Source organism: Pseudomonas sp. R5(2019), from assembly GCF_009905435.1.
Taxonomy (GTDB): domain Bacteria; phylum Pseudomonadota; class Gammaproteobacteria; order Pseudomonadales; family Pseudomonadaceae; genus Aquipseudomonas.
Genome location: NZ_JAAAMT010000007.1, coordinates 120,301 through 133,922, shown reverse-complemented (window position 1 = coordinate 133,922; position 13,622 = coordinate 120,301). Strand labels below are relative to the sequence as shown.

Below are 13,622 nucleotides of genomic sequence, written 5' to 3'. Positions count from 1 at the left end.
ATACGCTTCCTGCCGATAAGCGGGGTGCCAAGCTGCACGCCGCAATGAATTTACCTACGGAAGAAAGTGTGGGCGCGCGACCACAGCCGGGCAACGACGGGGGGGTGTCGTTCCAGTTGCTACAAATGATGTGTAACGCGGGGGAAGGAAGGGGTACGGCAAGCGACCTGCCCTGAGGCAGGTCGCTCTGGTTCAGCCTAACAAGCCATCAGCTTTGAGCAGGCTTTCCAGACAGTGCTCTTCAATGGCGTAAAACGCCTTGAGCGCCTGGATTTTTTCCAGCAATGCACTCGGGTCTGCGGGCTGGGCGCGCTTGACCGCGAGGATCATCTTGTTCTTGTTGGTGTGCTCCAGCGAGATGAACTCGAACACCTTGGTTTCGTAACCGCAGGCTTCCAGGTACAGCGCGCGCAGGCTATCGGTGACCATCTCCGCCTGCTGGCCCAGGTGCAGACCGTATTGCAGCATGGGCTTGAGCAGGCCCGGGCTCTGGATTTGCAGACGGATCTGCTTGTGGCAGCACGGCGAGCACATGATGATCGCCGCCCCACAGCGGATACCGGTGTGAATGGCGTAATCAGTGGCGATGTCACAGGCGTGCAGCGCAATCATGACATCGATCTCGCTGGGCACCACGGTCCGCACATCACCGTGCTCGAAGGTCAGCCCCGGGTGCTCCAGCCGTGCGGCGGCGGTGTTGCACAGGGTCACCATGTCCTGGCGCAGTTCCACCCCGGTGACCTGGGCCTGGCGCTGCAAGGTGTTGGTCAGGTAATCATGAATGGCGAAGGTCAGGTAGCCCTTGCCGGAACCGAAGTCCGCCACCCGCAACGCCTGCTCCGCCGACAGCACCGAACTGCTTAGAGCATGGGAAAACACCTCGATGAACTTGTTGATCTGCTTCCACTTGCGCGACATCGCCGGGATCAACTGGTGCTGGCGATCGGTCACGCCCAGGTCGACCAGAAACGGCCGGGCCAGCTCCAGATAACGCTTCTTCTCCCGATCATGCCCGGCGGCCGGTGCTTCCCGGGTTTGCTGCGCCGCGGTGCGGTGCAGCATCGGCTTGCCCTTCTTGCTGAACTCCAGTTGCAACTCATCGGTCAGGGTCAGCAGGTGCGCATTGCGAAAGCTCTCCGGCAACAGCTCGGCCACCAGCGCTTGCGCCTCATCGAGCGGGAAGTTGCGGGTTATGTCGCGGGTTTTGTAGCGGTACACAAATGACAGGCAAGGCTGTTCCTTGACCGTCAACGGCTTGATGATCAGCCGCTGCAAATCCACCTGCGCGCCTACATGACGGGCCAACACCAGCTTCACCAGCGCGTTTTGCTCAAGGCTGGTCTCAAGCAGGGTCAGGAACTGCGCACGCTGATCGGGTGCGGGTTTGGCGCAGGGAACGGTAACGGACATTCAGGTGCCTCGAATTGCGGGGCGCGCAAGCGCAAATACCGGGCATTTTACGGGGGTTGCGCCGATAGGGCACAGGGTTTGTGGTTTCCCTGTGCGCCGGTCAGCCGAAAAGATGCAGAAGGAAAGCGGCTGTGCGGTTGTTGCCACCTGAATCTTTCAGGTTCAGCTGAGCACCACCAACCGATTTGGCAACTCATTCCTCACATGGGTCACCGGCACATGCACCTTGAGCAACTCCCCACACGCCTCGATGCAGCTGATAAACCCCTCCAGTGTCTGCCCGGCCTTCACTTGCAATATGAAAGCCTTGACGATCGAATCCCAGACGCTGTTGTCGAGGCGACTGGAGATGCCCTCGTCGACCAGGATTTCGACGTAGCGCTCGGCTTCGCTGACGAAGATCAGCATGCCGGTACTGCCGACGGTGTGGTGCAGGTTCTGTTCGAGAAACTGACGCCGCGCCAGGTTGGAGGCGCGCCAGTGGCGCACCGAGCGAGGGATCAGTCGGGTGGTGATGACCGGAATGCGAAACAGCAGGCACAGGACAAAGAAGCAGAGCCATTGCACCATCAGCAAAGTGTGTACGTTCAGAAGCCCCAACAGGTAATTCACCAGCCCCGGCACCACCAGCGCCAGCAGGCTGGCCCATAGCAGCGGGATGTAAGCGTAATCGTCGGCGCGCGCCGCCAGCACGGTCACCAGCTCCGCATCGGTTTGCTGTTCAACGCGGGCGATCGCTTCGGCAACCTGGCGTTGTTCGTACTCACTCAATAAAGCCATGGCTCGAGGTTCTCATTATTGTTTTACCAACCGCCCGACGACCCCCCGCCGCCGAAACTCCCACCGCCACCGCTGAAACCGCCGCCGCCTCCTCCTCCACCCCCGAAGCCACCGAAACCACCGCCGAACCCACCCGAGCTACCACCACGGCGGCCGACCCCGCTGATACCCAGGCCCTGGCTGATAAAGACGATGATGAACAACAGCACGATCAGGCTGATGACCCAGCCCGGTGCTTTCTGTGAAGCGGACTGCCCGAAGGCTTGCGCCGGCTCGGCCAGAGGGTTACCCCCCAGCACCTGAATGATGGCAATGGTACCGGCACGAATGCCCTGCTTGAAGTCGCCGCGCTTGAACGCCGGGGTCATCACCTGATTGATGATGACCGAGGCCTGGGCGTCGGTGAGGCGATCTTCCAGGCCATAGCCAACTTCGAGGCGCAGCTTGCGCTCGTCGCGGGCGACGATCAACAGGGCGCCGTTGTCCTTGCCCTGCTGGCCGATGGCCCAATGGCGGCCCAGTTGGTAGCCGTAGTCTTCGATGTTGCTGCCCTGCAAATCGGCCAGGGTGACCACCACCACCTGCTCGCCAGTGCCCTGCTCGTGGGCGGCAAGCATGTCGGTCAACAGGGTCGCCGTGTTGGCGTCGAGCATGCCGGCGTTGTCCACCACCCGACCGGTCAAGGCCGGGAAGATCAGCTCGGCGCGCACCGCCGCCGCGCCGAGTATCAGCAGCAGCGCCAGGCATAGCCTGAGCGCACGCATCAGAATTTCACTTCTGGCGCTTTATCGGCATCCGCGCTGGTCGCCTCGAAGCTCTCCCGCACCGGCATGCTGCTGTACATCACCATGTGCCAGAACCGCCCGGGGAAGGTACGGATCTCGGTGTTGTACCGCTGCACTGCGGCGATAAAGTCACGCCGGGCCACGGCGATGCGGTTTTCCGTGCCTTCAAGCTGGGACTGCAGAGCCAGGAAGTTCTGGTTCGACTTGAGGTCCGGGTAGCGTTCGGACACCACCATCAAACGGCTCAAGGCGCCGGTAAGCTGCTCCTGGGCCTGCTGGAACTGGCGCAGTTTTTCCGGGTTGTCGAGGGTGCTGGCGTCGACCTGGATCGACGTGGCCTTGGCCCGCGCCTCGATCACTGCCGTCAAGGTTTCCTGCTCTTGCCTGGCGTACCCCTTGACGGTCTCGACCAGGTTGGGGATCAGGTCCGCGCGGCGCTGGTACTGGTTTTCCACCTGCGCCCACGCCGCCTTGACCTGCTCGTCGTAGCTGGGGATGTTGTTGATGCCGCAGCCGGCCAGCAGGCTGGTCAGCAGCATCCACAGCAGCACCTTGAAACCGGCGCCTGATACCCGATGGTCGTGCATGTGCGTAACGCTCCTCAATGGAGGGAACCTGGCCCATTTCGCCCTCAAGCCCGGGACTTGAGGCATAATCCGTCGCCACTGCTGGATTGCGCCTGCCCGATTGGCTAAAAGATGCACCAGCGAATACAACAATAGCCGCTCCCCCAACTTCGGCTGAACAGTCTGCGCCGTGCAGACTGTTGTGAGCCTTGAGAATTGAATACATGAATAAGTTGTGTTTGCTGGGCCTACTTGTCAGCCTGGCCAGTCACTCGGCCTTTGCCGACACGCAAGCCGATGCGCTGAAGCAAAAAAACGCGTTCGTTTCCGATTTGCTCAAGCAGATGACCGAGGCTGAAAAAATCGGCCAATTGCGCCTGATCAGCATCGGCCCGGAAATGCCTCAGCCACAGATCCTCAAAGAGATCGCGGCAGGACGCATCGGCGGTACCTTCAACTCGATCACCCGCAGCGAAAACCGCCCGCTGCAGGACGCCGCCGTGAAGAACAGCCGGTTGAAGATCCCGATGTTCTTCGCCTATGACGTGATCCACGGTCACCGCACCATTTTCCCGATCAGCCTGGCACTGGCCTCCAGCTGGGACATGGACGCCATCGCCACGGTCGGCCGCACCTCGGCCATCGAAGCCAGTGCCGACGGCATCGACATGACCTTCGCGCCCATGGTCGATATCGCCCGCGACCCGCGTTGGGGCCGCACCAGTGAAGGCTTCGGCGAAGACACCTACCTGGTATCGCGGATCGGCGCGCAGATGGTCAAGTCGTTCCAGGACCAGAGCGCCGCCTCGCCCACCAGCCTGATGGCCAGCGTCAAACACTTCGCCCTGTACGGCGCCGTTGAAGGTGGCCGCGACTACAACACGGTCGACATGAGCCCGACCAAAATGTACCAGGACTATCTGCCGCCCTACCGCGCGGCCATCGACGCCGGTGCTGGCGGTGTGATGGTGGCGCTGAACTCGGTCAACGGCATCCCGGCCACCTCCAACACTTGGCTGATGCAAGATTTGCTGCGCAAGGATTGGGGCTTCAAGGGCGTGACCGTCAGCGACCACGGCGCGATCACCGAGCTGGTGCGCCACGGCGTCGCCCGTGATGGCCGTGAGGCTGCGAAGTTGGCGATCAAGGCCGGTATCGACCTGAGCATGAATGACTCGCTGTATGGCCAAGAGCTGCCAGGCCTGCTCAAGTCTGGCGAAGTCAGCCAGCAAGAGCTGGACAACGCGGTGCGCGAAGTCCTCGGCGCCAAGTACGACATGGGGCTGTTCGACAACCCATACCGCCGCATTGGTGTCGCCAGCGAAGATCCGGCCGACACCAACGCCGAAAGCCGCCTGCACCGCGAAGCCGCCCGTGACGTGGCGCGCAAGAGCCTGGTGCTGCTGGAGAACCGCAACCAGATCCTGCCACTGAAGAAACAAGGCACCATCGCCCTGGTCGGCCCGCTGGCTGATGCCCCCATCGACATGATGGGCAGCTGGGCCGCCGCCGGTGTTCCGCGCCAGTCGGTGACCGTGCATGACGGGCTGCGCAAGGCCGTCGGCGATCGCGCGCGAATCCTCTACGCCAAAGGCGCGAACGTGACCGACGACCTGAAAATCGTCGACTACCTGAACTTCCTCAACTTTAACCACCCAGAAGTGGAGGTTGACCCACGTCCGGCGGCAGCGATGATCGAGGAAGCCGTCAAGGCAGCCCGTCAGGCTGACGTGGTGATCGCGGCGGTGGGTGAGTCGCGTGGTATGTCCCACGAGTCTTCCAGCCGAACCTCACTGGAAATCCCGGCCAGCCAGCGCGCGCTGATCACGGCGCTCAAAGCCACGGGCAAACCGCTGGTACTGGTATTGATGAACGGCCGCCCGCTGGCGCTCAGCCGTGAGCGCGAAGAAGCCGACGCGATCCTGGAAACCTGGTTCAGCGGTACTGAAGGCGGCAACGCCATTGCTGACGTGCTGTTCGGCGATTACAACCCGTCCGGCAAGCTGGCGATTACCTTCCCACGCTCGGTGGGGCAGATTCCGATGTACTACAACCACCTGAGCATCGGTCGCCCTTACACACCGGGCAAGCCGGGCAACTACACTTCACAGTACTTCGAAGAGCCCAACGGCCCGCTGTACCCCTTCGGTTATGGCTTGAGCTACAGCCGTTTCGAACTGTCCGGTTTTGCACTGTCGAACAAGACGCTGAACAAGGGCGGCAAGCTCGAAGCCAGCGTGATCGTGAAAAACACCAGTCAGCGTGATGGCGAAACCGTTGTGCAGCTGTACATCCAGGACGTGACGGCTTCCATGAGCCGGCCGGTCAAAGAGCTGAAGAACTTCCAGAAGGTATTGCTCAAGGCCGGTGAGTCGAAAGTCATTAAATTCTCCATCGACGAGAACGATCTGAAGTTCTACAACACCCAGCTGCAGTACGCAGCCGAACCTGGGGAGTTCAGTGTGCAGGTCGGGTTGGATTCGCAGGCGGTGGAGCAGCAGAGTTTCGAGCTGCTTTGAGATAGCCGCTGGCCCTGCTGCCAATGTAAGAGCAGGGCTTGCCCCAATGTCAGTCAGTTAAGGCGAGACCCATGTGGGAGCGGATTTATCCGCGAATGAAAGCACCGCGCAATGCCTGAAAGACCGCGGTGTCCTTATTCGCGGGCAAGCCCGGCCCCTACCCGTTATGTGTAATTTCCTACGTACACCATCGTGATTTCTCGTCAGGTCATTGATCCTGGAGCGCCCCCTACAGGCGCTTGCAGGCTCAGCGTCCAACGAGCATAAATGCTATCGTGCCCTCCTCCCTGGTCCTTTCTGATTCCCATGCGCCCATCCGTTCGCGCCTTGCGCCTCTCGCTGATCGTTCTGCTGATCCTGCTCGGCACGCTGATGTCAGCCGGCCTCGCCATGCGTCATGCCGAGCGGGTGGCGATGGTTGATGAAGCAGCGCGGGCCAATGAACAGCTGCACTTGTATGCCACGTCACTGCACACCTTGATCGAGCGTTACCGCGCCTTGCCGGCCGTGCTGGCGCTGGACCCGGAGTTGATCAACGCCCTGCGCGGGACGGTCAACGGCAGCATTCAGGACGCGCTGAACCTCAAGCTGGAACGCATCAACGGTGCCGCCAATTCCTCGACCCTTGAATTGCTGGACCGCACTGGCATGGCGGTTGCCGCCAGCAACTGGCGCCTGCCGACCAGCTATGTCGGCCAGAATTACGGCTTTCGCCCTTACTTCCAGCAGACTCGCAGCACCGGCAGCGGCAGTTTTTACGCCGTGGGGGTAACCAGCGGGATCCCCGGCTACTTCCTCGCCAGTGCCGTGACCGACGAACATGCCCGTTTTCTCGGTGCCATGGTGGTCAAGCTGGAGTTCCCGGAGCTGGAACGCGACTGGCGTCAGGGCAGCGATACCATCCTGGTCAGCGATGCCCGCGGGATTGTCTTTATCGCCAATCAGGACGGCTGGCGTTATCGCGAACTGCAACCCTTGTCGGCAAGTGATCGCGCCGAACTGGCAGCGACCCGTCAATACAACAACCAGCCACTCACCCCACTTGAGCGCCAGACCCTCGATCGCTTCGCCGACAACAGCGACCTGGTTCGCGTCCAAGGCCCGCAGGGCGAGGCCAATTACCTGTGGGAATCCCTGCCACTGCAGACCGAAGGCTGGACATTGCACCTGCTGCGCCAACACCACGCCAATGAAGACGGGCGCAATGCCGCGTTTGCCGCTGCGGCCGTGTGGCTAAGCCTGGTGTTTCTGCTGTTGTTCCTCAACCAGCGCTGGCGCCTGGCGCGCATGCGTCAGCGCAGCCGCGAAGAACTCGAACAATTGGTCGAAGCACGCACCCGTGACTTGCGCACAGCCCAGGAAGGCCTGGTGCAGTCGGCCAAACTGGCTGCACTGGGGCAGATGTCGGCGGCGCTGGCCCATGAAATCAACCAGCCCTTGACCACCCAACGGATGCAACTGGCCACCTTGCGCCTGCTGCTCGAGCACGGCCGCGCCGATGATGCCTACAAGGCACTGGAACCGCTGGATCAGATGCTCGAGCGCATGGCCGCCCTGACCGGGCACCTGAAAACCTTCGCCCGCAAAAGCCCCGGTGGCCTGCGCGAACGGTTGGACTTGGCCAGTGTGGTCGACCAGGCGTTGCACCTGCTGGACCCGCGCATTCGTGCCGAAGCGGTCAGCACGGTGCTACACCTGACCCGCCCGGCCTGGGTCCGCGGCGATGCCATTCGCCTTGAACAGGTATTGATCAACCTGATCCGCAATGCCTTGGACGCCATGAGCAATAAACCGCTCAAGCGCCTGGAAGTGCGAATCGAGCAGGCCCAGGGCGACTGGCACTTGAGCGTTGGCGACAGTGGCGGCGGCATTGCCCCAGAGCATTTGGCCAATGTGTTCGACCCGTTCTTCACCACCAAACCGGTGGGTGATGGCCTGGGCCTTGGTCTGGCGGTGTCCTACGGCATCGTTCACGAACTGGGCGGCCGGCTCACGGCCAATAATCGCGGTGCTGGCGCACTCTTCACCCTGACCCTGCCCGCGAACCCGGAGGCCCCATGTTGAATTCGGTGATCGTTGTCGACGACGAGGCCAGCATCCGCACCGCGGTTGAGCAGTGGTTGAGCCTGTCGGGTTTCCAGGTGCAATTGTGCAGCCGCGCCGAGGATTGCCTTGCGCAGCTGCCGATGCACTTTCCCGGCGTCATTCTGAGTGACGTGCGCATGCCCGGCATGGACGGCATGGAACTGCTGCAACGGCTGCAGGCGCTGGACGCCGACTTGCCGGTGATTCTGCTCACCGGCCATGGCGACGTGCCCATGGCGGTAGAGGCCATGCGCAGCGGTGCCTACGACTTTCTGGAAAAGCCGTTCAGCCCGCAGAGCCTGCTCAACAGCCTGCAACGCGCCCTGGAAAAACGCCGTCTGGTCCTGGAAAACCGCCGCCTGCACGAACAGGCCGACCTCAAGGCGCGCCTGGACGATACCCTGCTCGGCGTCTCCCAGGGCCTGCAAACCCTGCGTCGACAAGTGCTCGATCTGGCCAGCCTGCCAGTCAATGTGTTGATTCGTGGCGAAACCGGCAGCGGCAAGGAACGCGTGGCCCGCTGCCTGCACGACTTCGGCCCCCGCGCCAGCAAGCCGTTTGTGGCACTCAACTGCGCGGCAATTCCCGAGCAGCTGTTCGAAGCCGAACTGTTCGGCCATGAAAGCGGCGCCTTTACCGGCGCTCAGGGTAAACGCATCGGCAAACTCGAATTCGCCAACGGCGGCACGGTTTTCCTCGATGAAATCGAAAGCATGCCACTGGCGCAACAAGCCAAGCTGTTGCGCGTGATACAGGAACAAAAGCTTGAGCGGCTGGGGTCGAACCAGAGCATCACGGTCGATTTGCGGATCATCGCCGCGACCAAGCCTGACCTGCTCGACGAAGCCCGGGCTGGGCGCTTTCGCGAAGACCTGGCCTACCGCCTGAATGTCGCCGAACTGCGCCTGACACCGCTGCGCGACCGGCGCGAAGATATTCCCCTGCTCTTCGACCATTTTGCCCGCAGCACCGCAGAACGCCTGGACCGTCGTTTCAACCCACTCGATGGTGCGCAACTGGGGCGGCTGCTCAGTCACGACTGGCCAGGCAATGTCCGTGAACTGGCGAACGCCGCCGAGCGCCATGTCCTGGGGCTGGACGGCACCTGGACCGAGGTATCGGCCAGCGGGCAATCGCTCGCCGCCCAGCAGGAAGCATTCGAGGCCCAGTGCCTGCGCGCAGCACTGACGCGCCATCAGGGCGATATAAAAGCCGTACTCAATGAGTTGCAACTCCCCCGGCGTACGCTCAACGAAAAGATGCAGCGCCACGGTTTGCTCCGTGAAGACTTCCTCAAAGGCGATTGATCGGCAGATTTCCGCTTATCCATTGCAGGGTAATGAGCGGATTTCCGCTCACTCCACACCCTTAAACCCTTCTAGAACGGGCGTTACAGACCTGGCACAGCTCCTGCTATAGCCTTGCCAGGCTGCGTTTCAACGCGCTCCACAAAAACAACTAGAAGGATCCATCATGGATAATTCCAATACCCTGCCTGCTGGGGCGGCGGCTGCACCCGCTGCCGAACGAACCACCTCCAGCCGCCTCAAGTCGATTTTCAGCGGCTCGGTCGGCAACATGGTCGAGTGGTACGACTGGTACGTCTACGCTGCGTTCTCCCTCTATTTCGCCAAGGTCTTCTTCCCGGCCGGCGATACCACTGCTCAACTGCTGAACACTGCCGCCATTTTTGCCGTGGGCTTTCTGATGCGCCCGATCGGTGGCTGGATCATGGGCATCTACGCTGACCGCAAGGGCCGAAAATCCGCCCTGATGGTGTCGGTCGTCATGATGTGCTTCGGCTCGCTGATCATCGCCCTGACCCCCGGCTACGAGACCATTGGCGTCGGTGCGCCGATCATGCTGGTGCTGGCTCGCCTGCTGCAGGGCCTGTCGGTCGGCGGCGAATACGGCACCTCCGCCACCTACTTGAGCGAGATGGCGACCAAGGAACGTCGCGGCTTCTTCTCCAGCTTCCAGTACGTGACCCTGATCTCCGGCCAGCTCATCGCGCTGGGCGTGCTGATCGTGTTGCAACAAGTGCTGACCACCGAAGAGCTGCACAGCTGGGGCTGGCGCATTCCGTTCGCCATCGGCGCGCTGTGTGCCGTGGTGGCGCTGTACCTGCGTCGCGGCATGGAGGAAACCGAATCCTTCACCAAGAAGCAGGACAAGCCCAAAGAAAGCACCATGCGCATCCTGATGCGTCACCCCAAGGAGCTGCTGACCGTGGTCGGCCTGACCATGGGCGGCACCCTGGCGTTCTACACCTACACCACTTACATGCAGAAATACCTGGTGAACACCGCCGGGATGAGCATCTCTGACTCCACCACCATTTCGGCCGCCACGCTGTTCCTGTTCATGTGCTTGCAACCGGTGATCGGCTCGCTATCGGACAAGATCGGCCGTCGCCCGATCCTGATCGCCTTCGGCGTGCTGGGCACGATCTGCACCGTGCCGATCCTGACCACCCTGCACACCATCGAAACCTGGTGGGGCGCGTTCTTCCTGATCATGGCCGCGCTGATCATCGTCAGCGGCTACACCTCGATCAACGCCGTGGTCAAAGCTGAGCTATTCCCGACCGAGATCCGCGCACTGGGCGTCGGCCTGCCGTACGCACTGACCGTGTCGATCTTCGGCGGCACCGCTGAATACGTGGCCCTGTGGTTCAAGAGCGTCGGCATGGAAACCGGCTACTACTGGTACGTGACCGGTTGTATTGCGGTTTCGCTGCTGGTGTACGTGTTCATGAAAGACACCCGCAAGCATTCGAAGATCGATAGCAACTGATCTCGTAGCGCAAAAAAGGGGCGATGCCGGTAACGGCATCGCCCTTTTTCATGCCTGATGCTGGATGGGCTTTTTGAATCGTGAACAGTGGCACGCCCGGCATTTGCCCAGCACACTGTGCGCTTTTCACGTCTGAAGTCGCTGGCTGCGACACCAAGGAATCCGGTATGTCCGACGACAAGTATTTCTACGAACCCGCACAGGGCCACGGCCTGCCCCATGACCCGTTCAACGCCATTGTCGGCCCGCGCCCGATTGGCTGGATTTCCTCGCATGACCGCGACGGGCGCCTGAATCTTGCGCCTTACAGCTTCTTCAATGCCTTCAACTACATTCCGCCCATCATTGGTTTTTCCAGTGTCGGGCGCAAAGACAGCCTGAACAACATCGAGCAAACCGGTGAGTTCGTCTGGAACCTGGCGACCTTTCCGCTGGCCGAGGCCATGAACCAGAGTTGCACAGCCGTGGCGCCGGAGGTCGACGAGTTCGCCCTGAGCCATTTGACCCCGATGGCTTCACGCGTGGTCGCGGTGCCTCGAGTGCTGGAAAGCCCCGTCTCGTTTGAATGCAAGGTGACGCAAATCGTCCAGCTGCAGCGCGCTGATCAAGAACTCGTGCCCAGCTGGCTGATTCTCGGCGAAGTGGTCGCCGTTCATATCGACAAGTCGCTACTCAAGGACGGTATCTACGACACCGCCGCAGCCGACCCGATTCTGCGCGGCGGCGGCCCGGCCGATTACTTCCGTCTGGGAGAATTGTTCAAGATGAACCGGCCGCAGGCTAACCGCTGATTTACCAGACCAGCTCGCCTTCGCTGTTCACATCAACCAGCCTTGCCAGCTCGGCGCTGGCGGCGTCATCGGCGCTCAATGCGGTCTTGAAGGTTTGCCCTTCCAGGACTTTGTGAAAGTGCGGTGCTCCGCCGGCGCCCAGGCCCTTGACCGCGATTGCCGCGTTGTAACCACCTTCACCTGGGACCACGGCCGAAACCGCTTCGAAGTGGGCGAACTCTTTACGTGCCATGTTGCTTACCCTGCCAATTATTCAACGGCGGGCATTCTAGCCGAGACCTCGCTGAAGGTATGCAGATCCAGACTGTTGACCATCAGGTGTTGCACCAGCTCGCTGAACACCTGCATGGCCGGCGAGGCGAAGTAGGCGGTCATGGCCGGCTCGCTGGCCCAGAAACCGCTGATCATCCACAAATCGGCGTCGCACTGGGAGCGTTGCAGGGCAAAGTGCAAGCACCCCGGGGCCTTGCGCGATGGCTCGATCAAACCGTGCAAACGCTCGCCCAATGCCACGGACGAACCGGCGCTGGCGCGCACTAACGCAAGATGACTGACCGCTGACGGCTGGCTCATGAAGGATTCTCCCTGGGTGATCGCGACCCCAATCAGGCCACGTTGCACAGGTTACGGGGTGGCTGCCAGCCGCCGTTAGACGAATCCTGTCGATGACTTGCCTGATTCTGCGCGGGGCATGGGCAAGGCGGCTGATAGCGCGCCGGACCGTGCAGATCGCGGCGACAATGAATGTGCAAAAAAGCATCGCGGGCAAGCCTCGCTCCTACCGGCCTGCGGTAGGAGCAGGGCTTGCCCGCGATGGGGCCCCACTGTCCCTCCAGTCGAACGACTCCACGACAGAATCAGGCAAGAACCTCGCAGAATCCGCCTACCGTCCCGGCTTGCACAAACGTATTCTGATCCGGTCAGCGGCCCTCGCCTTCAGGATTCCCCCATGTCGAACAGTGAACACCCAAGCCTCCCGTTGCCGCCCGACCTTGAGCAGCAGCGCACCGAGCTGGCCAACCTGATCGGTCGCCACACCCCGGAACAAGGCAGCTTCTGCACGGCCATCGAGTCGTTGCACCTGGTGCGCTACTGCGAACGTACGTCCTCCTTTCCGACGCTCGCCCAGCCTGCATTGTGCATCATGGCCAATGGCAGCAAAGAGGTTCGCCTGGGCGATGAAACCTACCTCTACAACCCGCTCAACTACATGGTGGTCTCGGTCGCCATGCCGATCAGCGGTCGAATTCTGGAGGCTTGCCAGAGCAACCCGAGCCTGTCTATTCGGCTGGATATCGACCCGAGCGAGATCAACACACTGATTGCCGAGGCCGGGCCATTGGGTGTGCCCAGCCGCCCCACAGGACGTGGGCTGTATGTAGAGCAGATGGATTCAGACTTGCTCGACGCGGTGCTGCGCCTGACCCGGCTACTGGAAACGCCCAAGGACATCCCGATCCTGGCGCCCTTGATTCGCCGCGAAATCCTGTATCGCCTGCTGCGTGGCAAGCAAGGCCACCGTCTGTATGAGATTGCCCTGGGCAACACCCAGACCCACCGCGTCAGCCAGGCGATCCATTGGCTCAACAGCAACTTCCAGAGCCCGTTGCGGATCGATGACCTGGCGCGGCAGGTGAATTTGAGCGTGTCGACCCTGCATCATCGTTTCAAGGCCGTGACCTCTATGAGCCCCCTGCAATACCAGAAGCAATTACGTTTGCAGGAGGCCCGACGGTTGATGCTCAGTGAGGGGCTGGAAGCGTCGGCGGCAGGCTACCGGGTGGGCTATGAAAGCCCCTCCCAGTTCAGCCGCGAGTACAGCCGGTTGTATGGGGCGCCGCCGTTGCGGGACATGGCGAGGTTGCGGAGTTTGCCGTAAGGCTCGCCCTT

At 61.5% G+C, this 13,622-nt stretch carries 12 protein-coding genes; 6 read left to right on the top strand and 6 right to left on the bottom strand.

Going from position 1 to position 13,622, the window contains the following annotated elements:
• Positions 1–192: 192 nt before the first annotated feature.
• The 4 genes from GUY40_RS07155 to GUY40_RS07140 all read right to left on the bottom strand — a co-directional run bounded on the left by GUY40_RS07155 (position 193) and on the right by GUY40_RS07140 (position 3,562).
• Positions 193–1,410, bottom strand: coding sequence for an SAM-dependent methyltransferase (locus GUY40_RS07155; protein WP_166568250.1), 1,218 nt, complete (start codon positions 1,408–1,410; stop codon positions 193–195).
• A gap of 162 nt (positions 1,411–1,572) precedes the next feature.
• Positions 1,573–2,190, bottom strand: a complete 618-nt coding sequence (locus GUY40_RS07150) for a TPM domain-containing protein (protein WP_166568249.1) — start codon at positions 2,188–2,190, stop codon at positions 1,573–1,575.
• Positions 2,191–2,213: 23 nt separating this feature from the next.
• Positions 2,214–2,954: a YgcG family protein gene (locus tag GUY40_RS28550; protein ID WP_166568248.1), complete on the bottom strand. Its 741-nt coding sequence runs from the start codon at positions 2,952–2,954 to the stop codon at positions 2,214–2,216.
• Positions 2,954–3,562 (bottom strand): LemA family protein, encoded by a 609-nt coding sequence (locus GUY40_RS07140; protein ID WP_166568247.1) that lies wholly within the window; start codon positions 3,560–3,562, stop codon positions 2,954–2,956. The genes GUY40_RS28550 and GUY40_RS07140 overlap by 1 nt, the downstream gene beginning before the upstream one ends.
• 203 nt (positions 3,563–3,765) lie before the next feature.
• Between GUY40_RS07140 and bglX the strand changes: the two genes are divergently transcribed.
• From bglX to GUY40_RS07115, 5 genes are all read left to right on the top strand, one after another.
• Entirely contained in the window at positions 3,766–6,060 is a 2,295-nt protein-coding gene (gene bglX, locus GUY40_RS07135; protein ID WP_166568246.1) for a beta-glucosidase BglX, read from the top strand.
• A gap of 306 nt (positions 6,061–6,366) precedes the next feature.
• Positions 6,367–8,124, top strand: a complete 1,758-nt coding sequence (locus tag GUY40_RS07130) for an ATP-binding protein (protein WP_166568245.1) — start codon at positions 6,367–6,369, stop codon at positions 8,122–8,124.
• Positions 8,118–9,452: a sigma-54 dependent transcriptional regulator gene (locus tag GUY40_RS07125; protein WP_166568244.1), complete on the top strand. Its 1,335-nt coding sequence runs from the start codon at positions 8,118–8,120 to the stop codon at positions 9,450–9,452. The genes GUY40_RS07130 and GUY40_RS07125 overlap by 7 nt, the downstream gene beginning before the upstream one ends.
• A gap of 166 nt (positions 9,453–9,618) precedes the next feature.
• The gene (locus GUY40_RS07120; RefSeq protein ID WP_166568243.1) at positions 9,619–10,941 is read left to right on the top strand and encodes an MFS transporter; all 1,323 of its coding nucleotides are present in this window, start codon (positions 9,619–9,621) and stop codon (positions 10,939–10,941) included.
• Between the two features lie 167 nt (positions 10,942–11,108).
• On the top strand, positions 11,109–11,732 hold the full coding sequence (locus GUY40_RS07115; RefSeq protein ID WP_166568242.1) for a flavin reductase family protein: 624 nt from the start codon (positions 11,109–11,111) through the stop codon (positions 11,730–11,732).
• Between the two features lies 1 nt (position 11,733).
• On the opposite strand, the gene GUY40_RS07110 is transcribed toward GUY40_RS07115, so the two are convergent.
• Both GUY40_RS07110 and GUY40_RS07105 read right to left on the bottom strand, forming a co-directional pair.
• Positions 11,734–11,964, bottom strand: a complete 231-nt coding sequence (locus GUY40_RS07110) for a hypothetical protein (protein ID WP_166568241.1) — start codon at positions 11,962–11,964, stop codon at positions 11,734–11,736.
• Between the two features lie 17 nt (positions 11,965–11,981).
• Positions 11,982–12,305, bottom strand: coding sequence for a putative quinol monooxygenase (locus tag GUY40_RS07105; RefSeq protein WP_166568240.1), 324 nt, complete (start codon positions 12,303–12,305; stop codon positions 11,982–11,984).
• Between the two features lie 376 nt (positions 12,306–12,681).
• Between GUY40_RS07105 and GUY40_RS07100 the strand changes: the two genes are divergently transcribed.
• Positions 12,682–13,611, top strand: a complete 930-nt coding sequence (locus GUY40_RS07100) for an AraC family transcriptional regulator (protein WP_166568239.1) — start codon at positions 12,682–12,684, stop codon at positions 13,609–13,611.
• Positions 13,612–13,622: the final 11 nt, after the last annotated feature.

Coding starts and splice junctions, on each gene's coding strand:
- GUY40_RS07120 (WP_166568243.1), top strand. CDS start 9,619: ATGGATAATTCCAATACCCTGCCTGCTGGGGCGGCGGCTGCACCCGCT.
- GUY40_RS28550 (WP_166568248.1), bottom strand. CDS start 2,954: ATGCGTGCGCTCAGGCTATGCCTGGCGCTGCTGCTGATACTCGGCGCG.
- GUY40_RS07100 (WP_166568239.1), top strand. CDS start 12,682: ATGTCGAACAGTGAACACCCAAGCCTCCCGTTGCCGCCCGACCTTGAG.
- bglX (WP_166568246.1), top strand. CDS start 3,766: ATGAATAAGTTGTGTTTGCTGGGCCTACTTGTCAGCCTGGCCAGTCAC.
- GUY40_RS07130 (WP_166568245.1), top strand. CDS start 6,367: ATGCGCCCATCCGTTCGCGCCTTGCGCCTCTCGCTGATCGTTCTGCTG.
- GUY40_RS07150 (WP_166568249.1), bottom strand. CDS start 2,190: ATGGCTTTATTGAGTGAGTACGAACAACGCCAGGTTGCCGAAGCGATC.
- GUY40_RS07155 (WP_166568250.1), bottom strand. CDS start 1,410: ATGTCCGTTACCGTTCCCTGCGCCAAACCCGCACCCGATCAGCGTGCG.
- GUY40_RS07125 (WP_166568244.1), top strand. CDS start 8,118: ATGTTGAATTCGGTGATCGTTGTCGACGACGAGGCCAGCATCCGCACC.
- GUY40_RS07140 (WP_166568247.1), bottom strand. CDS start 3,562: ATGCACGACCATCGGGTATCAGGCGCCGGTTTCAAGGTGCTGCTGTGG.
- GUY40_RS07105 (WP_166568240.1), bottom strand. CDS start 12,305: ATGAGCCAGCCGTCAGCGGTCAGTCATCTTGCGTTAGTGCGCGCCAGC.
- GUY40_RS07115 (WP_166568242.1), top strand. CDS start 11,109: ATGTCCGACGACAAGTATTTCTACGAACCCGCACAGGGCCACGGCCTG.
- GUY40_RS07110 (WP_166568241.1), bottom strand. CDS start 11,964: ATGGCACGTAAAGAGTTCGCCCACTTCGAAGCGGTTTCGGCCGTGGTC.